Annotated in this window: 24 protein-coding genes and 2 pseudogenes; 14 read left to right on the top strand and 12 right to left on the bottom strand. The window is 71.9% G+C overall.

What is annotated here, in order from left to right:
- Positions 1-8 precede the first annotated feature (8 nt).
- A complete protein-coding gene (gene urtA / locus B1L11_RS00745; protein WP_079312186.1) occupies positions 9-1,235 on the bottom strand; it encodes an urea ABC transporter substrate-binding protein in 1,227 nt (408 codons plus the stop codon).
- Between the two features lie 182 nt (positions 1,236-1,417).
- On the opposite strand from urtA, the gene B1L11_RS00740 reads away from it, so the two are divergent.
- The 7 genes and pseudogenes from B1L11_RS00740 to B1L11_RS00710 all read left to right on the top strand — a co-directional run bounded on the left by B1L11_RS00740 (position 1,418) and on the right by B1L11_RS00710 (position 6,937).
- Positions 1,418-1,720 (top strand): urease subunit gamma, encoded by a 303-nt coding sequence (locus B1L11_RS00740; RefSeq protein WP_030506285.1) that lies wholly within the window; start codon positions 1,418-1,420, stop codon positions 1,718-1,720.
- Between the two features lie 80 nt (positions 1,721-1,800).
- Positions 1,801-2,121, top strand: coding sequence for an urease subunit beta (locus B1L11_RS00735; protein ID WP_256862134.1), 321 nt, complete (start codon positions 1,801-1,803; stop codon positions 2,119-2,121).
- A pseudogene (locus tag B1L11_RS00730) lies at positions 2,114-3,833 on the top strand (urease subunit alpha). The gene B1L11_RS00735 and the pseudogene B1L11_RS00730 overlap by 8 nt, the downstream one beginning before the upstream one ends.
- Position 3,834: 1 nt before the next feature.
- A pseudogene (locus B1L11_RS00725) lies at positions 3,835-4,470 on the top strand (urease accessory protein UreF); the annotation flags it as partial.
- 334 nt (positions 4,471-4,804) lie between these two features.
- Entirely contained in the window at positions 4,805-5,518 is a 714-nt protein-coding gene (gene ureG / locus B1L11_RS00720; protein WP_079312182.1) for an urease accessory protein UreG, read from the top strand.
- Positions 5,519-5,523: 5 nt separating this feature from the next.
- Positions 5,524-6,444: an urease accessory protein UreD gene (locus tag B1L11_RS00715; RefSeq protein ID WP_079312405.1), complete on the top strand. Its 921-nt coding sequence runs from the start codon at positions 5,524-5,526 to the stop codon at positions 6,442-6,444.
- Between the two features lie 10 nt (positions 6,445-6,454).
- Positions 6,455-6,937, top strand: coding sequence for a hypothetical protein (locus tag B1L11_RS00710; RefSeq protein ID WP_143736797.1), 483 nt, complete (start codon positions 6,455-6,457; stop codon positions 6,935-6,937).
- 6 nt (positions 6,938-6,943) lie between these two features.
- On the opposite strand, the gene era is transcribed toward B1L11_RS00710, so the two are convergent.
- The 8 genes from era to B1L11_RS00675 all read right to left on the bottom strand — a co-directional run bounded on the left by era (position 6,944) and on the right by B1L11_RS00675 (position 12,341).
- The gene (gene era, locus B1L11_RS00705; RefSeq protein WP_079312178.1) at positions 6,944-7,855 is read right to left on the bottom strand and encodes a GTPase Era; all 912 of its coding nucleotides are present in this window, start codon (positions 7,853-7,855) and stop codon (positions 6,944-6,946) included.
- A gap of 1 nt (position 7,856) precedes the next feature.
- Positions 7,857-8,192 carry a cytidine deaminase gene (locus tag B1L11_RS00700; protein ID WP_079312176.1) on the bottom strand — a complete coding sequence of 112 codons (336 nt, stop codon included), beginning with the start codon at positions 8,190-8,192 and terminating at the stop codon, positions 7,857-7,859.
- Positions 8,189-8,632 carry a hypothetical protein gene (locus B1L11_RS00695; RefSeq protein WP_079312174.1) on the bottom strand — a complete coding sequence of 148 codons (444 nt, stop codon included), beginning with the start codon at positions 8,630-8,632 and terminating at the stop codon, positions 8,189-8,191. Before B1L11_RS00695 ends, B1L11_RS00700 begins: the two co-directional genes overlap by 4 nt.
- 494 nt (positions 8,633-9,126) lie before the next feature.
- On the bottom strand, positions 9,127-9,795 hold the full coding sequence (locus tag B1L11_RS49485) for a hemolysin family protein (RefSeq protein ID WP_256862109.1): 669 nt from the start codon (positions 9,793-9,795) through the stop codon (positions 9,127-9,129).
- Entirely contained in the window at positions 9,765-10,421 is a 657-nt protein-coding gene (locus B1L11_RS49480) for a CNNM domain-containing protein (RefSeq protein WP_256862108.1), read from the bottom strand. Before B1L11_RS49480 ends, B1L11_RS49485 begins: the two co-directional genes overlap by 31 nt.
- Positions 10,418-10,891 (bottom strand): rRNA maturation RNase YbeY, encoded by a 474-nt coding sequence (ybeY, locus tag B1L11_RS00685; RefSeq protein WP_079312172.1) that lies wholly within the window; start codon positions 10,889-10,891, stop codon positions 10,418-10,420. Before ybeY ends, B1L11_RS49480 begins: the two co-directional genes overlap by 4 nt.
- A gap of 28 nt (positions 10,892-10,919) precedes the next feature.
- Positions 10,920-11,942 carry a PhoH family protein gene (locus B1L11_RS00680; RefSeq protein ID WP_079312170.1) on the bottom strand — a complete coding sequence of 341 codons (1,023 nt, stop codon included), beginning with the start codon at positions 11,940-11,942 and terminating at the stop codon, positions 10,920-10,922.
- Between the two features lie 54 nt (positions 11,943-11,996).
- Positions 11,997-12,341 (bottom strand): histidine triad nucleotide-binding protein, encoded by a 345-nt coding sequence (locus B1L11_RS00675; RefSeq protein ID WP_239108097.1) that lies wholly within the window; start codon positions 12,339-12,341, stop codon positions 11,997-11,999.
- 244 nt (positions 12,342-12,585) lie between these two features.
- Between B1L11_RS00675 and B1L11_RS00670 the strand changes: the two genes are divergently transcribed.
- The 3 genes from B1L11_RS00670 to B1L11_RS00660 all read left to right on the top strand — a co-directional run bounded on the left by B1L11_RS00670 (position 12,586) and on the right by B1L11_RS00660 (position 15,085).
- Positions 12,586-13,065, top strand: a complete 480-nt coding sequence (locus B1L11_RS00670) for a SigE family RNA polymerase sigma factor (protein WP_079312403.1) — start codon at positions 12,586-12,588, stop codon at positions 13,063-13,065.
- On the top strand, positions 13,062-13,754 hold the full coding sequence (locus B1L11_RS00665; protein WP_079312166.1) for a hypothetical protein: 693 nt from the start codon (positions 13,062-13,064) through the stop codon (positions 13,752-13,754). The genes B1L11_RS00670 and B1L11_RS00665 overlap by 4 nt, the downstream gene beginning before the upstream one ends.
- A 125-nt stretch (positions 13,755-13,879) precedes the next feature.
- Positions 13,880-15,085 carry a lipase gene (locus B1L11_RS00660; RefSeq protein WP_256862107.1) on the top strand — a complete coding sequence of 402 codons (1,206 nt, stop codon included), beginning with the start codon at positions 13,880-13,882 and terminating at the stop codon, positions 15,083-15,085.
- Positions 15,086-15,088: 3 nt separating this feature from the next.
- On the opposite strand, the gene B1L11_RS00655 is transcribed toward B1L11_RS00660, so the two are convergent.
- The 3 genes from B1L11_RS00655 to hrcA are packed head-to-tail and all read right to left on the bottom strand — an operon-like array spanning position 15,089 to position 17,983.
- Complete coding sequence (locus tag B1L11_RS00655) at positions 15,089-15,823, bottom strand: 16S rRNA (uracil(1498)-N(3))-methyltransferase (RefSeq protein WP_079312162.1); 735 nt, start codon at positions 15,821-15,823, stop codon at positions 15,089-15,091.
- A gap of 9 nt (positions 15,824-15,832) precedes the next feature.
- Positions 15,833-16,969, bottom strand: a complete 1,137-nt coding sequence (dnaJ, locus tag B1L11_RS00650) for a molecular chaperone DnaJ (RefSeq protein ID WP_079312160.1) — start codon at positions 16,967-16,969, stop codon at positions 15,833-15,835.
- Positions 16,970-17,983 (bottom strand): heat-inducible transcriptional repressor HrcA, encoded by a 1,014-nt coding sequence (gene hrcA / locus B1L11_RS00645; protein WP_079312158.1) that lies wholly within the window; start codon positions 17,981-17,983, stop codon positions 16,970-16,972.
- A gap of 212 nt (positions 17,984-18,195) precedes the next feature.
- On the opposite strand from hrcA, the gene B1L11_RS00640 reads away from it, so the two are divergent.
- The 4 genes from B1L11_RS00640 (at position 18,196) to B1L11_RS00625 (ending at position 23,772) form a co-directional block, all read left to right on the top strand.
- Positions 18,196-18,459 (top strand): hypothetical protein, encoded by a 264-nt coding sequence (locus tag B1L11_RS00640; protein WP_079312156.1) that lies wholly within the window; start codon positions 18,196-18,198, stop codon positions 18,457-18,459.
- Positions 18,456-18,830, top strand: coding sequence for a hypothetical protein (locus B1L11_RS00635; protein ID WP_079312154.1), 375 nt, complete (start codon positions 18,456-18,458; stop codon positions 18,828-18,830). Before B1L11_RS00640 ends, B1L11_RS00635 begins: the two co-directional genes overlap by 4 nt.
- An 18-nt stretch (positions 18,831-18,848) precedes the next feature.
- The gene (locus tag B1L11_RS00630; protein ID WP_079312152.1) at positions 18,849-19,652 is read left to right on the top strand and encodes a DUF3097 domain-containing protein; all 804 of its coding nucleotides are present in this window, start codon (positions 18,849-18,851) and stop codon (positions 19,650-19,652) included.
- 424 nt (positions 19,653-20,076) lie between these two features.
- On the top strand, positions 20,077-23,772 hold the full coding sequence (locus B1L11_RS00625; protein ID WP_079312150.1) for a DNRLRE domain-containing protein: 3,696 nt from the start codon (positions 20,077-20,079) through the stop codon (positions 23,770-23,772).
- The last annotated feature ends 162 nt before the right edge of the window (positions 23,773-23,934 follow it).

Raw genomic sequence — 23,934 nt, 5'->3', positions numbered from 1 at the left:
GGCGGCCGTCAGACCAGGCCGCCGGCCCAGGAGTACGTCTTGAGGTAGGGATCCGGCTTGATCGGCTCGCCGGAGTTCCACACCTCCTTGATCTGGCCGTCCGGCTGGACGACCCCGATGCGCGCGGTCTTGTAGACGTGCTGGTTGTCGCCGTCGATGGTGACCTTGCCTTCGGGGCGGTCGAGGGACACGCCGCCGGCGGCCTTCTTGACGGCCTCCACGTCGGTGGTCCCGGCCTTCTTCACGGCCTCGGCCCACAGGTAGACGGCGTTGTATCCGGCCTCCATCGGGTCGGAGGTCACCTTGTCGGCGCCGTACTTCGCCTTGAACGCGGCGACGAACTTCTCGTTCGCGGGGGTGTCGGTCGTCTGGTAGTAGTTCCAGGCCACGAGGTGCCCGGCGACGTTGTCGACCCCGATGCCCCTGACCTCCTCCTCGGCCACGGACACCGACATGACCGGCATCTGGTCGGCGCTGATCCCGGTGCTCTTGAGCTGCTTGAAGAACGCGACGTTGCTGTCGCCGTTCAACGTGTTGAAGACCGCGTCCGGCTTCGCCTCGACGATCTTGTTGACGAGCGTGCTGTACTCCGTGTGCCCGAGCGGGGTGTACTCCTCGCCGAGGACCTCCATCCCGTTCGCCGCGGCGTACGCCTTGATGATTTTGTTCGCGGTTCTCGGGAAGACGTAGTCGCTGCCCACGAGGAAGAGCTTCTTCTTGCCCTTCTCCTTCAGGTAGTCGAGCCCGGGGACGATCTGCTGGTTGGTCGTCGCGCCCGTGTAGAAGATGTACGGCGAGCTTTCCAGTCCCTCGTACTGGACCGGATACCACAGCAGCGCCTTGCGCTTTTCGAAGACGGGGAGCATCGCCTTGCGGCTCGCCGACGTCCAGCCGCCGAAGACGGTGGCGACTTTGTCCTGCGCGATGAGTTTGGTGGCCTTCTCCGCGAAGGTCGGCCAGTCGGACGCGCCGTCCTCCACGACGGGCTCCAGTTTCTTGCCCAGTACGCCGCCCGCCGCGTTGATCTCGTCGATCGCGAGCAGTTCGGCGTCCCTGACCGTGACCTCGCTGATGGCCATCGTGCCGCTGAGCGAGTGGAGAATGCCCACTTTGATGGTGTCAGAGCCGCTGGACGAGGCGCCCGTGTCATTCGTGGACGATTGCCCGGCACAGGCCGCGAGCGTCACGGCCGCCAGCGTGAACACCGCTCCGGTGCGCCATAATGAGTTACGCAAATGCCTCTCCCTTGCCGCCGCGGTCCCCGCGCCGATCCGTCTGCCGTCAAGGTGAGCGCGCGGTATTTCCCGCCGAAATCCCGGCGGTTAACAACTCATTAGCGAGGGCTCACCGCGGTCCGGATACGCATACGAAATCAGCGGGTAACGCGGGGGAAACGCCGGGTACTTATCGTCCCGCCATGCGGCTCACTCCACACGAACAGGAACGGCTCCTCATCCACGTCGCCGCGGGCGTGGCCCGCGAGCGGAAGGAGCGCGGCCTTCGCCTCAACCATCCGGAGGCGACGGCCCTCATCGCGTCCTTCCTCCTGGAGGGCGCCCGCGACGGCCGCAGCGTCGCCGATCTGATGGACGCCGGCCGCAAGGTGCTGCGGCGCGAGGACGTCATGGAGGGCGTGCCCGAGATGCTGGAGTCCGTCCAGATCGAGGCCACCTTCCCCGACGGCACCAAGCTCGTCACCGTCCACAACCCGATCGCATGAGCGAGCGAAGCGAGCGAACCGGTCAGCACGGCGAGCGAAGCGAGCGAACCGGTCAGCACGGCGCGACGAGCTTCACGGGCGTGCCGGGCGAGATCCTCTGCGGCGACGGCGACGTGCCGCTGAACCCCGGCAGGGAGCGGATCACCCTGAGAGTCGTCAACACGGCCGACCGCCCGGTGCAGGTCGGCTCGCACTACCACTTCGCCGCCGCCAATCCGGGCCTGGAGTTCGACCGGGAGGCGGCCTGGGGCACCCGCCTCGACATCCCGGCGGGCACCGCGGTCAGGTTCGAGCCCGGGGTGGAGCGCGACGTCACGCTGGTCCCGATCGCCGGCCACCGCGTCGTACCGGGCCTTCGTCCCGAGTGGGCCGGGCCTCTCGACGGGAGGACCGATGTCTAGTGTCGAGCGCTCCCGCTACGCCGCCCTGTACGGCCCGACGACCGGGGACCGGGTGCGCCTGGCCGACACCGACCTGTACGTCGAGGTGACCGAGGACCTGTCGATGGGGCCCGCCGGGGCGGGCGACGAGGCCGTGTTCGGCGGCGGCAAGGTCATCCGCGAGTCGATGGGGCAGGCGCGCACCACGAGGGCCGAGGGCGCGGCCGACCTCGTCATCACCGGCGCGGTGATCCTCGACCACTGGGGCGTGGTCAAGGCCGACATCGGCGTACGCGACGGCCGGATCGCCGCCATCGGCAAGGCCGGCAACCCCGACACCATGGACGGCGTCCACCCGGACCTCGTCATCGGTCCGTCCACGGAGATCCTCGCGGCCAACGGCAAGATCGTCACGGCGGGCGCCGTCGACTCCCATGTCCACCTGATCTGCCCGCAGATCCTCGACGAGGCGCTCGCCTCGGGCGTCACCACGGTCGTCGGCGGCGGCACAGGACCCGCCGAGGGCACGAAGGCCACCACCGTGACCGGCACCTGGTATCTCGGCCGGATGCTGGAGTCGCTGGACGCCTACCCGGTCAACGTGGCCCTGCTCGGCAAGGGCAACACGGTCAGCGAGGAGGGACTGCTCGAACAGCTCAGGGCCGGGGCGTCGGGCTTCAAGCTGCACGAGGACTGGGGCACCACCCCGGCCGCGATCGACGCGTGCCTGGGGGTCTGCGACGCCACCGGGGTGCAGGTCGCCATCCACACCGATACGCTGAACGAGGCGGGGTTCGTGGAGTCGACCCTGCGGGCCATCGGCGGCCGGGCGATCCACGCCTACCACACCGAGGGCGCCGGAGGCGGACACGCCCCGGACATCATCACGGTGGCCTCCCACGCCAACGTGCTGCCGTCGTCCACCAACCCGACCCGGCCGCACACCGTCAACACCCACCACGAGCACCTGGACATGCTTATGGTGTGCCACCACCTCAACCCCTCCATCCCCGAGGACCTGGCGTTCGCCGAGTCGCGGATCCGGCCGACGACGATGGCGGCCGAGGACGTCCTGCACGACATGGGCGCGATCTCGATGATCGGCTCGGACTCCCAGGCCATGGGCCGCGTCGGCGAGACGATCATCCGTACGTGGCAGACGGCGCACGTGATGAAGCGGCGCCGCGGCGCGCTGCCGGGCGACGGCCCGGCCGACAACCTCCGCGCCCGCCGCTACGTCGCCAAGTACACGATCAACCCGGCGATCGCCCACGGCCTGGACGCGGAGATCGGCTCGGTGGAGGCAGGCAAGCTCGCCGACCTCGTCCTGTGGAGCCCGGCCTTCTTCGGGGTCAAGCCGGACCTCGTCGTCAAGGGCGGCGTCATCGCCTACGCGCAGATGGGCGACGCGAACGCGTCGATCCCGACGCCGCAGCCCGTGCTCCCCCGCCCGATGTTCGGCGCGGCCCCGGCCACCGCCGCCGCGACCTCGCTGCACTTCGTCGCGCCGCTCGCACTGGAGGACGGCCTGGCCGACCGCCTGGCCGTCGCCAGACGGCTGGTCCCCGTGGCCGACGTCACGCGCCCGGCGCAAGGACGCGATGCCGCTCAACGACGCCCTGCCCGACATCCGGGTGGACCCCGACACCTTCGCCGTCCACGTGGACGGCGAGCTGATCGAGCCCGCCCCGGCCGAGTCGCTGCCGATGGCGCAGCGCTACTTCCTCTTCTGACGTGGACGGGGACGCGGCGCTGCTGCTCCTGGCCGACTCCCGGCTCCCGGCCGGCGGGCACGCGCACTCGGGCGGCGTGGAGGAGGCCGTACGGCTGGGCGAGGTCACCGGCACCGGCGACCTGGCGCGGTTTCTGCACGGCAGGCTCGCCACCACGGGCCTCGTCACCGCCGCCCTCGCCGCCGCCGCGTGCGAACTGGCCGCCTCCGAAACCGCCCCAGAAACCACCGCAGAAGCCGTCCCCGGCGGCGTCCCCGGAACGGCCGCGTACGGCGACAGTGCAGGCCGGGAGGGCGACAGGGCAGATCGGGAGCTCGGCGCCACCCGTGACCCGGGGGCACCGCCCGCGGACGGCGCCGCGGACGGCGTTCCGCTGTGGCGGCGGCTGGACGCCGAGGCCGACGCCCGGACGGCCTCGCCCGCCCAGCGGGAGGCCGCCCGCACGCAGGGGCGGCTCCTGCTGCGCACGGCCCGCCGGATGTGGCCCTCGGCCGCCCTGGACACGCTCGCGCGGGCGCTGCCGGAGGGTCCGCACCATCCCGTCGCGCTCGGCGCGGCGGCGGCATCGGCGGGCTGCACGCCCCGCCAGGCCGCGCTTGCCGCCGCGTACACATCGGTCACCGGCCCGGCCACGGCGGCCGTACGGCTCCTCGGCCTCGACCCGGTCATCGTCCACCGCCTGCTCGCCGACCTCGCCCCCGCGCTCGACGCCACGGCCCGCGCCGCCTGCGCATCGCTCGACGACGCGGTCCCGGCGGACGAGGATCCGGACGAGTGCCGGGCGGAAGAGCACCCGGGACGGCAGCCCGGGCGGCACGCGGCATGGCGGGCCCGATGGCGCGCGCTGCCGGGGCACAGCGCGCCCGCGGCTCGACCTCCTGGCGGAGGGACACCTGACCAACCCGATGAAGCTTTTCGTCTCCTGACATCCGCGCACCGGCCACCGCACGAGAAAGAGCAGGTACCCCGATATGGGCGCTCACCACGACGACCTCCACGACGCGGCCGAGCCACACGGGCGGCCGCTCCGCCTCGGCATCGGCGGGCCGGTCGGCAGCGGCAAGACCGCCCTGGTGGCGGCGCTGTGCCGCAGCCTCGGACCGTCGCTGCGGCTCGGGGTCGTGACCAACGACATCTACACCACCGAGGACGCCGACTTCCTGCGCCGCGCGGGGGTCATCGACCCGGAACGGATCCTCGCCGTGCAGACCGGCTGCTGCCCGCACACCGCCATCCGCGACGACATCGCGGCCAACCTGGACGCCGTCGAGACGCTGGAGGAGCGGTTCGGGCCGCTCGACCTCGTGATCGTCGAGAGCGGCGGCGACAACCTCACCGCCACGTTCAGCCGGGGCCTGGCCGACCGGCAGATCTTCGTGCTCGACGTGTCGGGCGGCGACAAGGTGCCGCGCAAGGGCGGGCCCGGGGTGACCTCGGCCGACCTGCTCGTGGTCAACAAGACCGACCTCGCGACGATGGTCGGGGCCGACCTGACCGTGATGTCCCGCGACGCGGCGGCCGTACGGGACGGCAAGCCGGTGCTGTTCACGTCGATCAGGGAGGACAAGGGCGCTCACACCGTGGCGGAGTGGGTGACGCGCATGGTCGACGCCTGGCGGCGCGAGCACGGCGAGCCACACCGCCACGCCCTCCCGAGCGCCGCCCAGCAGGCTCCGGCGTCCTGACCGGCATGACGGCCGTCACCGCGCGTGCGCTGATCAGGACGGAGGCCGCGGGCGGAGGCCGGACCCGGCTGGAGACGCTGCGGTCCGACCCGCCGCTGACGCTGCGCCAGACCGGCCCGCGGCGGGTCCACCTCGTCTCGACGGGCGCCGGCCCGCTGCGCGGGGACCGCCTCGAACTCGGCGTGGACGTCGCCCCCGGCACCTCGCTGGAGGTCCGCTCGGTGGGCGCCACGCTGGTGCTGCCGGGTCTCGCGGACACCCCCTCGGTCATGGTCGTACGGGCGCGGGTCGGTGCGGGCGCCACCCTGCACTTCTCCCCCGAGCCGACCGTCCTCGCCGCCGGATGCGCGCACCGCCTTGTCGTACGGCTCTCGCTCGCCGAGGACGCCACGGTCTTCTGGCGGGAGGAGATCGTCTTCGGGCGGCACGGCGAACGGCCGGGACGCGGCCATGCGCGGTTCGACGTGACCGTGGCCGGACGGCCCCTGCTCCGCCAGGACCTCCTGGTGGGCGAGGAGGCGGTGGACGGCAGCCCGGCCGTCTACGGGGACGCCCGCTGCATCGGCTCGACCCTGATCGCGGGACCCGCCTGGGCCCCTCCCGCCGTGCCGGACGTCAAGCGCGGGCGGCGGGCCGTGCTGGGGGACGGCTGGGCGGCGCTGCCGCTGGCCGGTCCCGGCGTGCAGGTGTGCGCGCTCGGCGCGGACGCGGTCCAGCTCAGGGAGCGGCTGCGGCGCGGCGAGCAGGCCGCCGCGCCGCCACCACCGGAACCAGCCGCCACCCCGGCACCCGCGCCACCGGCCTCCCGGGCACCCGCGCCACCGGCCACCCCAGGCGCCGCCTCGGCGCGGGCTCCACGTGCCCAAGCGCCCGGCGCCCGGCTGGCCGGCGATTCCAGGGCTGAAACCGGCCGCCTCGGGCCGTAGCCTGGTGATCGTGTCGGAACCCACGCAGTATCCCGGCAGACCGAGGCGAGGCACCGGCGTGGCCGGCGTCCTGCGGGCCGCCGGCGTGTTCGTCGCGGGGTTCGCGCTGGCCGTGACCGCGCTGCTCCCGTGGGCGGGCCTCACCGCCGAGTTCGGCATCCTCGACGCGTCGTTCACGCACGCGGTGCGCGGCGTGGACGCGGGCCCCGGCTGGTTCGTGATGGGCGCCGGGATCACGGCGATGCTGCTCGGCGTGCTCGGCGCGACGCGAAGCTGGCTGTTCACCGGGCTGGCGATCCTGCCCGGCGCGGTGGCCGCCTTCGCGCTGGCCATGTTCCTCGCCGACCCGCGCGACCTCGTGGGCCGGCTCGACTTCCAGGTCTCCGGGCTGCTGCGGGTGCACCCGACGATCCAGTACGGCTGGTTCGCCGGCCTGCTGGCCTCGGTCGCGCTGGCGGTGCTGGCCGCCGCCGCGCTGCTGCGCCGCCGGTGACGGCCGTCAGTCGTAGAAGCCGAGACGCCGCAGCTGCTTGGGGTCGCGCTGCCACTCCTTGGCGACCTTGACCCGCAGGTCGAGGTAGACGCGGGTGCCGAGCAGCGCCTCGATCTGCTGCCGGGCGCGGGTGCCCACGTCCTTGAGCCTCGTGCCGCCCGGGCCGATCACGATCGCCTTCTGCGACGGGCGCTCGACGAACATGTGCGCGTACACGTCGAGGAGGTCGTCGCGGCCCTCCCGGGGGTGCATCTCCTCCACGACCACCGCGATCGAGTGGGGCAGCTCGTCGCGCACGCCCTCCAGCGCGGCCTCCCGGATCAGCTCGGCGACCAGCACCTGCTCCGGCTCGTCGGTCAGCTCCCCGCCGGCGTACAGCGGGGGCGACTCCGGCAGCCGCTTGACGAGCACGTCGGCGAGGACGTCGAGCTGCTCACCGCCCTGCGCGGACACCGGGACGATCTCCGCGAACTCGGCCAGCGCGGACACCGCGAGAAGCTGGTGCGCGACCTGCTCGCGGGTGGCCAGGTCGCACTTGGTGACGACCGCCACCACCGGGGTCTTCTTGACGGCGGCGAGCTTGTCGACGATGAACCGGTCACCCTTGCCGATCGGCTCGTTGGCCGGGACGCAGAATCCGATGACGTCGACCTCGGTGAGCGTGGACAGCACCAGGCTGTCCAGCCGCTCCCCGAGGAGCGTGCGGGGACGGTGGAATCCGGGGGTGTCCACGATCACCAGCTGGGCGTCCGGCCGGTGGACGATGCCGCGGATGGCCCGCCGCGTGGTCTGCGGCTTGGACGAGGTGATCGCCACCTTGGTGCCGACCAGGGCGTTCATCAGCGTGGACTTGCCGACGTTGGGCCTGCCGACGAAGCAGGCGAAGCCCGCACGGAAACCGCTCGATTCGGCGTCCACGTCAGATGTACCGGCCCTTCAGCGAACCGTCGGGGGCGGCCAGGAACAGCGTGCCGTTGCCCATGTCCTCGACGACGGCAAGGTCCTGCTCCGCCGGGTCGTCGGCCTCGCTGACGATCGCCGCCGCCTCCAGGGCCTTCGCCCCGCTGGACACGGCCATGGCCACGGCCGCCTGGAGGGCCGAGAGCCGGAGCGAGGGCAGCGCCACGGTGGTCGCGGCGTACGTCCGGCCGGTCTCGTCGCGCACCGCGGCACCCTCGGGGGTGCCGCCGCGCGCCCGCGCCGACCGGGCCAGCGTGATGATCTTGTTGTCCTCGGGGTCCAGCGTCTGTGTCACGCGTCAAGCGTACCGACCTCGCGGACGAGCAGCCGTGCCAGTTCGGCCGTGCGGGCGGGGTCGGGCGGGGTCAGGCCCGCGTGCACGAGCGCGATCAGCGTGTGGCCGGAGCGTGCGACGACCACGTGCATCCGGTAGGGGTAACCGCCCACCTTCCCGGACAGGGCCCGGCCCGCCGCATCGGCCCCGCCGATGCCGGGCAGCGGCGTCCGCGCGGCCGTCAGGCGGTCGTACGGCGTGCCGCCGTCGGCCGTCGCGCAGTGGGAGAGGGCGTCGCGGAGCACGGCCAGGTGCCCGGCCGCCTCGCCGCCGTCGTAGACGGCGACACCGACCCCGGCGAGCTCGCCCGCGTGCGCGCCCTGGTAGGTGGCGGCGGCCGTGCCGCCGAGCCCCTCGCGCGGGGGGCCTGCCCCGCGGCAGCGTCGAACAGCAGGCGGCACGCGCGGGCGCGGGGACGGAACGGCGGACGCCAGGGCGCCCGCGCGTGGCTGAAGAACCCCTCGGGAAGGTCGTCCATCCTGCCGAGCACCGCCCGCGGACGGCTCGCGTCCGCCGCCTTGCCGGGCGCCCGTACGGCGGCGTACGTGACCGCGCCAGTGCCGCAGGCACCAGTGGCCAGGACCAGGCAGCCCGCGACGGCCGCGTGGACGATGCGCATACCCGCCTCCCCGCTTTGCCGGAGGTTTTCCTTCCCCGGACCGCGAGCGGGTAATCACATTGCGTAATCAATACGGGGCTCCCACCCGAACCGGGTGAGAGCCCCGCACCGATTACGGATCCCCCATGGGAGGCTCCGGTGCGCCGCGAACCCCCTCCCGGCGCGCCGGACTCCCCAACGAGGCGCCCCGAACCCCTTCTGAGCGCCTGGGACAACAATGGCCTGACACGCTTGCAGCCCGGTTGAAAGACGCTTGCAGTCCCGGACGGCGACGGGTCACTCGTGGTCGGCGCCGGCGGCCACGACCTCGTCACCCGTCGCGAGCTCCTCGCGGCGCACGACGACCGTGCTGATCCGGTTGCGGCGTCCGGCCAGGTTCTCGGCCGTCAGGCGCAGGCCGCCGACGACCGCCTCCGACCCCGCGATCGGCACCCGGCCCAGGGCGTGCGCCAGCAGGCCGCCGACCGTGTCGACGTCGTCGACCTCGATCTCGGTGTCGAACAGCTCGCCGAGCTCGTCGACCGGGAGCCGCGCGGTCACCCGCACCGCCCCGTCGTCCAGCCATTCGACCCGCGGGGCCTCCTGGTCGTACTCGTCGGCGATCTCCCCGACGATCTCCTCGATGACGTCCTCGATGGTGACGAGGCCGGCGGTGCCGCCGTACTCGTCGATGACGATGGCGAGGTGGATCTGCCGCGCCTGCATCTCACGCAGCAGTTCGTCGATCGGCTTGCTCTCCGGCACGTACGTCGCGGGGCGCATGAGCTCGTCGACCCGCACGCCGCCGTCGCCGGTGTCCTGGATGCGGCGGACGATGTCCTTGAGGTAGGCGATGCCCACCACGTCGTCCTCGTTCTCCCCCACCACGGGAACCCGGGAGAACCCGCTGCGCAGGGCCAGCGAGAGCGCCTGGTTCAGCGTCTTGCCGCGCTCGATGAAGACCATGTCGTGCGCGGCACCATGACCTCGCGCACCAGAGTGTCGCCGAGCTCGAAGACCGAGTGGATCATCTCGCGCTCGTCGGGCTCGATGACCCTGCGCTGCTCGGCCAGGTCGACGAGATCGCGCAGCTCGGCCTCCGAGGTGAACGGGCCCTCGCGGAAGCCCTTGCCCGGGGTGAGCGCGTTGCCCAGCAGGATCAGCAGCTCGGGCAGCGGGCCGAAGATCCGGGTCAGGCCGTACACGATGGGCGCGCTGGCCAGCGCCACCGGCTCGGCGTGCTGGCGGCCGAGCGTACGCGGCATGACCCCGACGATGACGTAGCTCACCAGGATCATCACCACGGCCGCCAGCGCGTACGCCTGCCCGCGGTCGCCGAGCCAGTCGATGAACAGCAGCGTCGTGATCACCGTGGCGACGAGCTCACAGCTCAGGCGCAGCAGAAGCACCAGGTTGAGGTAGCGCGGCGGGTCGGCGACGATCGCCTGCAGCCGCACCGCGCCCCGCCGCGCCTCCTTGACGAACTCCTCCGCGCGCACCCGGGAAATGCGGGTCAGCGCCGTCTCCGCGCTCGCCAGCAGGCCGCCGGCCACGATCAGGAAGACGGCGGACAGCAGCCAGCCGTTGCTCACGGCTTACGCCGCACCTCCCGCCAGGCGCCGAGCAGTTCGTCCTGCAGCCCGAACATCTCGGCGTGCTCCTCGGGCTCGGCGTGGTCGTAGCCGAGCAGGTGCAGGATGCCGTGCGTGCACAGCAGCTCCAGCTCGTCCTGCGCGCTGTGCCCGGCCTCGGCGGCCTGCTTGGCCGCCACCTGGGGGCACAGCACCACGTCGCCGAGCAGCGCCGGGTCGGGGGACGCGTCCTCGTCCCGGCCGCCGACGTTGGGCCGCAGCTCGTCCATGGGGAAGGCCAGCACGTCGGTCGGACCGGGCTCCCCCATCCACTGCTCGTGCAGCTCGGCCATCGCCGCCTCGTCGATCACCAGGATCGACAGCTCGGCCAGCGGGTTGATCCCCATCCGGCCGAGGACGTGCCCGGCCAGCTCGACCAGCGCCGACTCGTCGACCTCGACGCCGGACTCGTTGGCCACCTCGATGCTCACGGGGTCTCCTCACCCGTCATGGTCGTGCTCACCGCCGGTTGTTCCGCGGCCGCTTGTTGATCGCGCGCGGCTCCGACGCCATCGCGGCGTCGTAACGGCCGTAGGCGTCGACGATGTCGCTCACCAGCTTGTGCCGTACGACGTCGGCACTGGTCAGCCTGCTGAAATGGATGTCCTCGATGCCCTCGAGGATCTGCTGGACGACCTTCAGGCCGCTCTCCTGGCCGCCGGGCAGGTCGATCTGGGTCACGTCGCCGGTGACCACGATCTTCGAGTTGAACCCGAGCCGGGTGAGGAACATCTTCATCTGCTCGGGCGAGGTGTTCTGCGCCTCGTCCAGGATGATGAAGGCGTCGTTGAGCGTCCGGCCGCGCATGTAGGCGAGCGGCGCGACCTCGATCGTCCCCGCCGACATCAGCCGGGGGATCGAGTCGGGGTCGAGCATGTCGTGCAGCGCGTCGTACAGCGGCCGCAGGTACGGGTCGATCTTCTCGTAGAGCGTGCCGGGCAGGAAGCCGAGCCGCTCCCCCGCCTCGACGGCGGGGCGGGTGAGGATGATCCGGTTGACCCGCTTGTTCTGCAGGGCCTTCACGGCCTTCGCCATCGCCAGGTACGTCTTGCCGGTGCCGGCGGGGCCGATGCCGAAGACGACGGTGTGCCTGTCGATCGCGTCGACGTACCGCTTCTGGTTGACCGTCTTCGGCCGGATGGTGCGGCCCCGCGCGGACAGGATGTCCAGGGACAGGACCTCGGCCGGACGGTCGGTGGCCTGCCGCAGCATGTGGATGCTGCGCTCGACCGCGTCGGGGGACAACTCGGCACCCGACCCGACCAGTTCCACCAGCTCCTCAAAGAGGCGCACGACGACGCCGCTCTCCTCGGGACTGCCGGTGATCGTGATCTCGTTGCCCCGCACGTGGATGTCGGCGCTGAAAGCGCCTTCGATGACCCGCAGCAGCTCGTCACCCGACCCGAGGAGGCTGACCATCGGCTGCCCCTCGGGGATGACTACCTTGGCCTGGGTCTTGTGGATGTGCTGTGACTCGGACATGGGCGGCCCTTGCGGCCCTGATCGCCTCCCTAGTTCCCTCCCCACTTTAGTCGCTCAGCCGGGGGGCCAGGTGAGGCCTCGTCCGCCGAGGACGTGCGCGTGGACGTGGAAGACCGTCTGCCCGGCCCCCTGCCCGGTGTTGAACACGATCCGGTAACCGGTCTCGGCGACGCCCTCCTGTACGGCCACCGCGTGACAGGTCTTGAGCAGGTCGTCGGCGAGGCCGTCGTCGGCCGCCGCCAGCGCGGCGGCGTTCTCGTGGTGGGCCTTGGGCACGACGAGGACGTGGGTGGGGGCCTGCGGGTTGATGTCGCGGAAGGCCAGCGCCCGCCCGGCCTCCAGGACGATGTCCGCCGGGACCTCCTTGGCCACGATCTTGCAGAAGAGGCAGTCGCTCACGCGCGAAAGCCTAGCCGTTGCCGCTAGTTGATGACTGCAATGATCCCCCGGGCTAGTGTGAGTGTGCGAGACTGCACCAGAAAACCCCCCTAGTGTCGGGCGAGGACACCGCTGGGCCATGCCCCCTCATGATTCGGAAGAACGTAAACCCCCCGGGGATGACGAGCGTCCTATCGATGTGACCACCGAGACCCTCGTGGCCGACAGGTCGTTGGGGACGGTGCCCGTCGGGTGGGATGCCGACATGGCCGTGACGGCGCTCTACAGCGCTCACTATCGGTCACTGGTGCGTCTCGCCGTGCTGCTGGTGCGTGATATGGCCAGCGCGGAAGAGGTCGTTCAGGATGCGTTCGTCGCCCTTCACGGCGCCTGGCGCAGGCTGAGAGACACCGACAAGGCACTGGCCTACCTTCGTCAATCGGTCGTGAATCGATCGCGTTCCGTGCTGCGGCACCGCGCGGTCGTCGAGAAGTACGCGCCCAAGGGGCTGCCGGACGCGCCGAGCGCGGAGAACGGCGCGATCGGTGAACTGGAGCGCTCGGCCGTCATCGAGGCGCTGCGGAGCTTACCGACCCGCCAGCGCGAGGCGCTGGTGCTGCGATACTACGGCGACCTGTCGGAGGCCGAGATCGCACATGCGATGGGGATCAGCAAGGGCGCGGTGAAGAGTCACACGGCCCGCGGCATGGCCGCACTACGGATGGCACTGGAGCAGTTCTCATGACCTTCCCGCCCGACGACGAGTACGGCGAGTTGCTCCGCCGTGCCCTGCGCGCGGAGGCGGACTCGGTCGTGCCGTCTCCCGAAGGACTCGAGATCATCCGCGGGCGCATCGAGCAGCGCGGTCTGCGCGGCCTGCGGAACATGCTGTGGTGGCGCGTCGGAGCGGCCGCCGCGGGGGCCGTGCTCGTGGCGGGCGCGGTCGTGATGGTCGTCCCCGGCCTGCGCGACCAGGTGGCGCAGTCCACGGGCATCGCTCCCGCCGGCGACGAGCGCGAGGACGAGAGGGACACTTCGTCGGTGAGCCGGCCGCCCAACCTGGCGCCCTCACGTCCGGCCGTGATCGTGCCCGTCACCCCGAGCCCGTCCCGCGGACGGCCCGCCCCGTCCCCGACGCACAGGGTCGGCGCGACCACCAGGCCGTCGCCGTCGCCGTCCGATCCCTGCGTCACGCCCACCCCCCAGCCCGGGGTCGATCGAGCCCGACGCGGCCCTCCCGCCGACGTGCTCGCCGACGTCGGTGACGCAGCCGCCCGCGGTGACGCCCTCGGCCTCGCGCCGTCCCTCGACGGCTCCGCCCACGTCCGCGCCCGCGGTCACCCCGAGCACGACGCCCACGGAGACGGCCACGACCGACTCGGCGACCGAGACGCCCACTCCCTGACCCGGTCCGCCCGTCATCCCGGGGTATGACGCGGCGCTCGCCCGATCACCGGGGGTCGCACCGGTAGATCGTCACGCGGCCGGAGGGCGTCGCGCCTCCTCGTTGGAATCCTGATCACGCAACTGACAGAGATCAGGATCGAAAGAGGCGAGACATGCCCGAAATGTGGCGGAAGCGGGTGGGCGCGCTCGGGGCGGCCCTGGCCCTCACCCTGGTGGCCGCGGTCCCGGCGTCCGCAGCGCCGGCGGGGGTGACGACGGCGCCGGGAATTCCGACGGTCACCGGGATCCGGCTCTCCCTGCCCGCCCCGTCGGGGCCGCTGCCGGTCGGCACGGTCCCCGTACGCCTGGTGGACCGGTCGCGGCCCGACCCCTGGGTGAAGGGACGGCCCTACCGGGAGCTGATGGTGAGCGTGTGGTACCCCGCCGCCCGCGCGCCGGGGCGCCCGGTGTCCCCTCACCTGCCGCCGCTGGTCGCCGCCGACCTCGACGCCACGTCGGCGCCCGCCCTCCTCGGCGTACGGCCCGGGCAGGTGGACTGGGCGGCGACCCGCACGCACTCCCGCCTGGACGCGCCCGTACGGCCGAAGACCGGCGGCTACCCCGTGGTGCTGTACTCCCCCGGCTACATGGTGCCGCGCTCGCTGGGCACGCTCGCGGCGGAGGACCTGGCCTCGCGCGGCTACGTGGTCGTCACGGTCGACCACACCTACGAAGCGTCCGCCGTCGAGTTCCCCGGCGGGCGGCTGGAGCGTGCCCGGGTGCGGGCGGACAGCACGGCCGACGCGATGAAGGCACTCGACGTCAGGGTGGCCGACCTGCGGTTCGTCCTCGACGTGGTCACCGCGCGGCACACCGGCCTGCCCTCCCGGCTGCCCTCGTGGCTAAGCAGGGCGCTGGACACCACCCGCGTGGCGGCCGTGGGCTTCTCGATGGGCGGCGCGGCGACGGCGCGGCTGATGTACGCCGACCACCGGGTCAAGGCGGGCGTGAACCTCGACGGCTCGCTCTTCGGCGAGGTGACCGAGCGCGGACTCGACGGCCCGTTCCTCCAACTGGCCGCGGACAGGGACGACCCTTCGTGGGAGACGTTCAGGAAGCAGCGCCGGGGCTGGAAGCGCGACCTTCGGCTCGCCGGAGCGGAGCACTACTCCTTCACCGACCTGCAGGCGCTGGTCCCGCGGATCTCGAGCGGCCTTGGCACGCCGTCCGAGATCGTCGGCACCGTCGACCCGGTCCGTTCGATCGCGGCCCAGCGTGCCTACGTGGCCGCGTTCCTCGACCTGCATCTGAAGGGCCGCGAGACCCGCCTGTTCGACCGGCCGAGTCCCGCGTTCCCCGAAGTCGGATTCCTCGGCTGACCCTCACCAGCGGCCGCAGCGGGACAGCAGGACGGCCGCCGCGGCCACGCCCGCCGTCGAGGTGCGCAGCACCGTCGGCCCCAGCAGGGCCGGCGTGGCTCCCGCCTCCCGCAACGTGGCGATCTCCTCCTCGGTGACGCCGCCCTCCGGGCCGACGACCATCACGATGTCGCCCGGCTCCTCCGGCAGGGGCAGGCGGCTCAGCGGCTCGGCGGCCTCCTCGTGCAGCACGACCGCGAGCGCCGCCGCGGAGACGAGCGAGCCGACCGCCGCGGTCGTGGCCTGCTCGGTCACCTCGGGCAGATGGAAGCGCCGGGCCTGCTTGGCCGCCTCGCGGGCCGTGCCGCGCCAGCGGGCGAGGGCCTTGGCGGCCCGGTCGCCCTTCCACTGGGTGACGCAGCGGGCGGCGGCCCAGGGGACGATGACGTCGACCCCGGCCTCGGTCATCATCTCGACCGCGAGCTCGCCCCGGTCGCCCTTGGGCAGGCCCTGGACGACCACCAGCCTCGGCCGGGGCGGCGGGACCTCGAACCGGCGCAGCACCTCGGCGGTCAGCGAGTCCTTGCCGGCCGCCGTGACCGTGCACTCGGCGACCCGCCCCGCGCCGTCGGTCAGGTCGATCCGCTCCCCCGGGCGCAGGCGGCGTACGGCGGCGGCGTGCCGCCCCTCCGGCCCGTCGAGCACGATCGTGTCCGCCGCCTGGCCGGCCGCGTCCGACAGGAACACGGGAACAGTCATGCGATCAGCTCAGCGGCCGTTGAAGGCGTCCCGCAGGCGGGAGAAGAAGCCCTGCTGGCCCGGGGAGAACTTGCCGGGCGGCCGCTCCTCTCCGCGCAGCTTCGCCAGCTCGCGCAGCAGTTCCTCCTGCTGCGGGTCGAGCTTGGTCGGCGTCTCGACGTTCACGTGGATCAGCAGGTCGCCCCTGCCGGTCTCGTTGAGCCGCTGGACGCCCTTGCCGTACAGGGGGATGACCTGGCCGGCCTGGGTGCCGGGCCGTACGTCGATCTCCTCGGCGCCGTCGAGGGTCTCGATCGTGATCGAGGTGCCGAGCGCGGCGGCGGTCATCGGGATGTGAACGGTGCAGTGCAGGTCGTCGCCGCGCCGTTCGAAGATCTGGTGCGGCCGCTCGACGATCTCCAGGAACAGGTCGCCGGGAGGTCCGCCGCCGGGGCCGACCTCGCCCTCGCCGGCGAGCTGGATGTGCGTGCCGTCCTCGACGCCGGCCGGGATCCTGACCTTGATCGTACGCCGGGTCCTGACCCGTCCCTCGCCCGAGCACTCCATGCAGGGGTGCCGGATGACGCTGCCGTACCCGCCGCACTGGGGGCAGGGTCGGGAGGTCATGACCTGGCCGAGGAACGAACGGGTCACCTGCGAGACCTCGCCGCGCCCGTGGCACATGTCGCAGGTGTCGGGGTGCGTGCCTGCCGCCGCCCCGGAGCCCTGGCAGACCTCGCAGACCACGGCCGTGTCGACCACGATCTCGCGGGTCGTGCCGAAGGCCGACTCCGCCAGGTCGAGCTCGACCCGGATGGTGGCGTTGCGGCCCCGGCGGGCACGGGAGCGGGGCCCCCGCGCGGCGCCCGCCGAGCCGAAGAAGGCGTCCATGATGTCGCTGAACGGGAAGCCCGCGCCGAAGCCACCGGCGGCCCCGGCGCCCGCGCCGCCGCCGAACGGGTCGGCGCCCATGTCGTACATGCGGCGCTTGCCCGCGTCGGACAGCACCTCGTACGCCTGGTTGATCTCCTTGAACCGCTCCTGGGTCTCCGGATCGGGGTTGACGTCCGGGTGCAGTTCGCGGGCGAGACGGCGGTACGCCTTCTTGATCTCTTCCTGGCTGGCGTCGCGTCGTACGCCAAGGGTCGCGTAGTAGTCGTTGGACACTTATGACCCCGCCAGGATCTGGCCGACGTAACGCGCCACCGCGCGCACCGCACCCATCGTCACCGGATAGTCCATTCGTGTCGGGCCCAGCACTCCGAGCCGGGCCAGTTCCTTGTCACCCGAACCGTATCCGGCGGCCACGATAGAGGTGCCGCGCAGCCCGCTATAGGGGTTCTCGGATCCGATCCGGACGGTCAGTTCGGACAGCCCGCCGGTCTCCCCCAGCAGGCGGATGAGGACGACCTGCTCCTCCAGCGCCTCCAGCACGTCCCGCAGGCCGACGCTGAAGTCGGCGGCGGCGAGGTTGGCCGTACCGCCGAAGACGATCTTCTCCTCGTGCCGCTCGACGAGCGTCTCGAGCAGCACGGACAGGATCGTGGCCGCCACCGGCCTGTCCTCGGGAGGCAGACGCTCGGGAACGTCGGCCACGGTCTCCGGCACCCGGGACAGGCCGCAGCCGTCCAGGCACGCGTTGAGCACGGCGCGCAGGTTCGCGATCCGGTCGTCGGCGATGGCCTCGGGCAGGTCGACCACCCGCTGCTCGACCCGCCCGGTGTTCGTGATCAGCACCAGCATGACCCGGCGCTCCGCGAGCGGGACGATCTCCACGTGGCGGACCGACGACCTGGTGAGCGAGGGGTACTGGACCACCGCGACCTGCCGGGTGAGCTGCGCGAGCAGCCGGACCGTCCGCATGACGATCTCGTCGAGGTCCACGGCCCCGGCGAGGAAGGTCTCGATGGCCCTGCGCTCCGCGCCGGACAGCGGCTTGATCTGCGACAGCCGGTCGACGAACAGGCGGTATCCCTTGTCCGTCGGCACCCTGCCGGCACTGGTGTGCGGCTGGGTGATGTATCCCTGCTCCTCCAGCGCCGCCATGTCGTTGCGGATCGTCGCCGGGGAGACGCCGAGGTTGTGCCTGTCCGCCAGGGCCTTCGACCCCACCGGCTCGTTGGTGGACACGTAGTCCTCGACGATGGCGCGCAGGACGGCGAGCTTGCGGTCGTCGAGCAATGTGTCACCTCCCTGTGCCTGGAAACACCGACTCTGGCACTCTGTGTTCCCGAGTGCCAAGTGTACGGCTACCACCCCACGTGGTGCGATAACGCAGGGGGCACCAAGACAGCGCAGGGCACCAAGACAGCACAGGGCGCCAGGACAGCACAGGGCACCAGGACAAGCGGATTCCAAATCCCCCGCAAGCCACGTGGTCGACTCTTGTTTCCATGCACGAGAACCAGACCCCCGATGTGACCATGCGGGTGCCCCGCCCCGTGCCCCAGACCGACGTGACCTTGCGGATGCCGCACCCCTTTCCCCCTCCGTACGGCGGTTCCCGGCCGATCCGGCCCCGGCTGCTGTGGATCTTCCTCTCCTGGGCGCTCTTCGTCGTCCTGCTGGTGGCGGGCGTCGGCGGGTTCGCCGGCGGCCTGTTCTCCACGATCGGCGACGCCGCGCCCACGACGACCTTCTCCGGCGGCAGTCGGTGAACGTCACGCTCGACCCCGCGGACAAGCCGGCGATCTACGCGGCCGTCGACCAGCCCACCGACGTCCGCTGTCAGCTCGGCGACGGCGCCGACCCGCGGGTGCGGCTGACCCGGCCCGCCGTCTCCCAGACCGTCACGCTGAACGGCACGACCTGGGAGCTGCTGTTCGAGGCCGGCGTGCCGAAGGCGGGCGCCTACCCACTCGCGTGTGAGGGCGACGGAGTCCGGTTCGGCGTCGGCAAGCAGCTCGCCGGCGAGGCCGGCTCTCTGGCGGGCGGCGCGATCGCGCTGCTGGCCCTGCCCACCGTCGGTTTCCTGGCCGCGCTGATCGTGACCATCGTCGTGCTCGCGCGCCGCCGTCGCGTGGTGTGATTTGCTAGCGTTCCCCGCATGTACGGGCGGGACGTGCTTTCCGGAGACTGGCGGCGGCCACGGCGGGGGCAGATCCCCGAGATCCCGGCCGAGCCCGACCTCGTGGTCGAGGACGCCGAGGGCCGCTTCTGCGGCGCGGTGGTGGCCTGCGACAAGGAGGCCGTGACGCTGGAGGACCGGTTCGGCCGGCGGCGGGTGTTCCCGCTGACGCCCGCCGGATTCCTCCTCGAAGGCAAACCGGTGACGCTGGTGCGCCCCCAGGCCGGCCCGAAGGGGCCGCTGCGGAGCGCCTCGGGGTCGATCGCGGTCGAGGGCCTGCGCGCGCAGGTCGCCAGGGAAAGCCGCATCTACGTCGAGGGCGTCCACGACGCCTCGCTGGTGGAGAAGATCTGGGGGCACGACCTGCGGGTGGAGGGGGTCGTCGTCGAATACCTGGAGGGCGTGGACGACCTCCCGGCCATCGTCGAGGAGTTCGGCCCCGAGCCGGGCAGGCGGCTCGGCGTGCTCGTGGACCACCTGGTGCCCGGGTCGAAGGAGAGCCGCATCGCCGCCCGGGTCTCCGGGGACGACGTGCTCGTCGTCGGGCATCCGTTCGTGGACATCTGGCAGGCGGTCAGGCCCCGGGTGCTCGGCATCCCCGCCTGGCCGGACGTGCCGCGCGGCGTGCCCTGGAAGGAGGGCGTGATCGACGCCCTCGGCTGGCGGATGGACCCCCAGGAGGCGTGGCGGCACATCCTGGGCCGGGTCACGACCTACGCCGACCTGGAGCCCGAACTGCTCGGCCGCGTGGAAGAACTGATCGACTTCGTCACGGCTGCCTGAGCCCCCGGGGCCACCCCTCCGGACGGCGGCCCCCCGGCATCCCCGCTCACGGGGACGATCTCGCCCGGAGTCGCCGGCGGCCTGGTTGTGATCCGCCGCGCCGGTTCATTCCGGGTGGACCGGCGGTGAACCCGGTCTTGATCGACTGAAGGGTGCACGCGCCTGCGTGCGTTCCCCCTTCTCGATGGAGACCCATGCGCCCCCATCCGCCAGGCATCGCCCTTGCCGCCGCCCTCCTGCTGACGGCCGGCGCCCTGCACCCAGGCGGCGTGACGCCCGCGAGGGCCGCCACCGCGGCCGACGTCACCGCCAGGCCACCAGTCTCACCCGCGGCGTCCGGCGAGCCGGCCGCCGTCGCAGCCGATCAGTCTCCAGGTTCCGGCCGGAGGCCGCCGCGCGCACGGCGAAGGCGCAGGGCACTCCGGTGGAGGTGGAGAGCGAGAAGACCGACAGCTCCTCACTGTGGGCCAACCCCGACGGCACCTTCACTCTCGAGACCTTCGCGGGACCGTTGCGGGTCAAGGACGGCGGCACGTGGCGCCCGATCGACACTACTTTGGTCCCCGATGGACAGGCGGGGCTGCGCCCCAAGCTCACACCGGCCGATGTGCGGATGTCGGCCGGAGGAGCCCGGCCATTCGGCGAGGTCCGGCGAGCGGATCGCTCGTTCGCCGTCTCGTGGGGCAAGCCCCTGCCGGCGCCGCAGGTCAAGGCGGACACCGCCACGTACAAGGACGTCGTTCCCGGCGGCGACCTGACGGTGAAGGCCCTGCCGAACGGGTTCAGCCATTCGATCGTCCTGCGCAGCCGCCCGGCCAAGCCGCTGGAGATCACGCTGCCCGTGGCGGGCAAAGGCCTGAATCTCTCCGAGGCCGGCGACAACGGTCTCAACCTGCACGACTCCACCGGCACCCTGCTGGCGTCCGCTCCGGCCCCGCGCATGTGGGACTCGACGACCGACCCCCGGTCCGGCGAGCCCGTGCACCAGATGGCGATCGACACGACTGTCAAGCAGACCCCTCAGGGCACGGTGCTGGTGCTCAAGCCCGCTGCGGGGTTCCTGTCGGACCCGGCGGTGAGGTATCCCGTCACCATCGATCCCACCAGCACGCTCACGGTGGAGACCGACACGTGGGTCCAGAGCGACATCCCGGACTCCCAGCGCGGTTCCACCGAGCTCAAGGCCGGTACCTACGACGGCGCCCACATCGCCCGCTCGTACCTGAAGTTCCGTCACGTCGACGACCTGCGCGGCACCACGATCGTGGACACCGACCTACGACTGTGGACGTTCTGGTCGTCGGTGTGCGTGGACCCCAGCGCAGGCGTACAGGCACGCCGCATCACGTCGGCGTGGGACCCGGACACCATCAAGTACGGCTCGGAACCGGCCACGACCGCGACGGGCGCCGTCACCACGAAGACGGCCTACGGCGCGGCGAACTGCCCGCAGGACTTCATGCACTGGGACACCGACGCCATCGTCCAGGCGTGGGCCGACGGCCAGCCGAACTACGGGATCCAGTTGCGCGGCGCGGACGAGAAGGACGCCTCGACCTGGAGACGTTACTACTCCTCCAACTATGTGTCCGGAGCTCAGGGCGAGAAGGAGCCCGCGCTCAGCGTCACCTTCACGTACAAGCTCAGCGCCCCTTCGGGGCTCGACGTCGCCCCGAGAGCCTCCTCGGACCCGGCGGTCGGCACCGTCGCGAGCCTCACCCCCACGTTGTCGGCCAAGGCGAGCGATCCTGCCGGAAAGCCGCTGGACTACACGTTCGAAGTGACCACGGCCGACGACGGCGACGTCATCGCCACCGGAGGCCCCAAGGGCGTGGCCTCCGGCGCGACCGCGACCTGGAAGGTGCCCGCGGGCGTCCTGAGGAACCCCGGGTCGTACCGGTTCAGGGTCAGGACGACGAGCCAGACCGGGGCGAGCGGCTGGTCGCCGAGCATGGCCTTCGCCACCGACGTGCCCACGGTCCCCACGAGCCTGGCCACCGGCCTCGGCGACCCGTCGGCCGTGGTGCTGTCGGCCGTGATATCGCGGCCCTCGGGCCAGCCCCTGACCGCCAGGTTCTACCTCTTCGACAGTTCCGGTGCGGTCGTCGGACCCAGCCCGCTGGGATCCAGCACTGTCCAGGGCGGGCAACGGGCCGCGTTGCAGCTCGCGCCCGGTCTGCTCACCGCCGGGGCCGGCTACAAGTGGCAGGTGGAGGCGTGTACCGGCTCCACCTGCAGCGCCCGGACCACGCCCGTCGCCTTCACGGCCCCGCAGCCGGTGGCGGACAGGCCCGCCCAGTCCACGACCTTCGGCGCGGATGTGCTGGCCGTCCGCAGCGCCAAGACGGCCTCGGACGCCTGCGACGGGACGCCCTGCCCCCTGGAGAGCACCACCGCGTTGCAGGTGGGAGGCGGCCGGATCTCCACGTTCAAGGCTGACCTCGGCGCCATCCCGGCGGGCGCGGAAATCACCTCTGCCACGCTCGACCTGGGCACTCCCGTCTGCGCCGCGGCCTGCCCCGCCACGCTCAAGGTGTCGGCGTACGAGCTGAGCGACGACCCCGCCGCGGACGCGTCAGGGGCCGACGCCTCGTCCCTGCTGCTGGACGAGCCGTTCGACGAGGCGGACCTCACCAGCCCGAGGATCGACATCACCGGCTCGGTGCAGGGAGACCGCCAGGACGGCCAGGGCTTCCCGGAGCTCGCCCTGCGCGTCACCGATCCCGCGGCGCCGGAGGCGTCCTTCGGCTCGGCGACGATCACGGTCGTCTACGTCGCGCCGGCCGCGCCGGGAACCCTGCAGAACGTCAGCGTGCGGGCGGGCGACGGCGGAGCGCTGGTCACCTGGGGGCCGCCGTCCGAGTCGACCGGTGACGCGCGGATCACCGGGTTCGACCTGGACGTCCTCAACGGCTCGGGGAGCGTCGTCCAGACGCTGACGCCGTCCGAGCCGAGAGCCGTCGTCACCGGGCTGACCAACGGGTCGGCCTACACCTTCCGCGTGCGCGCCGTGAACGAGCAGGGCGACGGCGCCTGGAGCACCACCTCGGTCGTGCATCCTCAGGCCGTACCGGACAGGCAGTCGTACGTCGACGCGGTGAGCCAGTATCTGGACAGCCGGGAGGGCATCGTCGAGGGACGTTTCACGAGCGCCGCCGACGCGATCGCGAAGCACGACCAGAGCTACCGGTTCGAGTCGCTGATCGAGGCGGACGAGCAAGCGCTCCTGGCCGCCAAATCCGAGGCCGAGGCAGGCGGAGGCGCCCAGGAGAGCTCGACGACCACGCTGAGCGACCCTCTCGTCTCTCTGTCGGCCGACGGCACGACCGTCACCGTCCGGGCCACCGTGCGGCAGTCCCGCGTCCTGCGCGACCCCACCGGCGAGAAGACGACGCAGGAGGAGGAGAACCCGTCCGACTACTCCTTCAACGCCGTGCTGTCCGGTCAGAGTCAGCGTCCCGACGGCTCCGCCGACGGCCTCGCCGGCCGGACGGACGGCGATTCTGCCGACTCCCAGGTCTACCCGGATGGGTCCGTCACGGCGGACATGGGCGAAGACCTGACCGTGCCCGAGCCGGGCGACGCCCCCGAAGGCACCGTCTCGGCCGCCTCCGTGAGCCCGTCGGGCATCGCCAGTTGGGCCGTGAAGCACTGGAAGAGCCACCAGGAGTACGACAACTTCTGGCACCGCGGCGGCGACTGTACGAACTTCGCCTCCAAGGCGCTGCGATTCGGCGGCGGCGCCAGGGAGATCCGGAACTACGGGCGAACCGCGAAGCAGAAACGCGAGAACCAGAACAACTGGTTCTGGGCGGCGCCCGTCGGCAAGGACTCGAACACCTTCGTCATCGTCACGAAGAGCATGAGCCATATGAGCAGCCGCCACCGGATCCAGTGGCGCTCCACCTTCTCGCAGGTGCGGCCCGGCGACATCATGTACTGGGACTTCGACCCGTGGAACAACAACGGGCCCGACCACATGTCGATCGTCACGAAGAAGACGGCTTCCAGCGAACGAGGGATCTTCTACACGGCGCACAGCTACAAGGTGGTGAACAAGAGGGTCTCGGACGCGAAGGAAAGCGGCTGGCGGATCGGTTACGCGAGGCTCGTCCTGTGAGCAGGACCCGAACCGGCCGCGGGCCTCGCCTTCCGTCTGCCCACCACCGCGGACGGCATGGGAACTGTTCCCGCTGAATCGTCGGGGCGCCCGGTCGCAGGACCGGGCGCCTTGCTCGTCCGTCTGTGGAAAGGCGCTCGCGGCCGCCGCAGGCACCGGAGA

The sequence above is a fragment of the Microbispora sp. GKU 823 genome, assembly GCF_002027145.1.
In the GTDB taxonomy this organism is placed as follows: Bacteria; Actinomycetota; Actinomycetes; order Streptosporangiales; family Streptosporangiaceae; genus Microbispora; species Microbispora siamensis.
This window is presented reverse-complemented; position numbering and strand designations above follow the sequence as displayed.

Bases quoted from the DNA above. Each gene is read 5' to 3' on its own strand.
- B1L11_RS00670 (WP_079312403.1), top strand. From the start codon at position 12,586: ATGGCCGTGACGGCGCTCTACAGCGCTCACTATCGGTCACTGGTGCGT.
- B1L11_RS00680 (WP_079312170.1), bottom strand. From the start codon at position 11,942: ATGTCCGAGTCACAGCACATCCACAAGACCCAGGCCAAGGTAGTCATC.
- B1L11_RS00665 (WP_079312166.1), top strand. From the start codon at position 13,062: ATGACCTTCCCGCCCGACGACGAGTACGGCGAGTTGCTCCGCCGTGCC.
- B1L11_RS00660 (WP_256862107.1), top strand. From the start codon at position 13,880: ATGCCCGAAATGTGGCGGAAGCGGGTGGGCGCGCTCGGGGCGGCCCTG.
- ureG (WP_079312182.1), top strand. From the start codon at position 4,805: ATGGGCGCTCACCACGACGACCTCCACGACGCGGCCGAGCCACACGGG.
- B1L11_RS00630 (WP_079312152.1), top strand. From the start codon at position 18,849: ATGTACGGGCGGGACGTGCTTTCCGGAGACTGGCGGCGGCCACGGCGG.
- B1L11_RS00715 (WP_079312405.1), top strand. From the start codon at position 5,524: ATGACGGCCGTCACCGCGCGTGCGCTGATCAGGACGGAGGCCGCGGGC.
- B1L11_RS00740 (WP_030506285.1), top strand. From the start codon at position 1,418: ATGCGGCTCACTCCACACGAACAGGAACGGCTCCTCATCCACGTCGCC.
- B1L11_RS00640 (WP_079312156.1), top strand. From the start codon at position 18,196: ATGCACGAGAACCAGACCCCCGATGTGACCATGCGGGTGCCCCGCCCC.
- B1L11_RS00655 (WP_079312162.1), bottom strand. From the start codon at position 15,823: ATGACTGTTCCCGTGTTCCTGTCGGACGCGGCCGGCCAGGCGGCGGAC.
- B1L11_RS49485 (WP_256862109.1), bottom strand. From the start codon at position 9,795: ATGGTCTTCATCGAGCGCGGCAAGACGCTGAACCAGGCGCTCTCGCTG.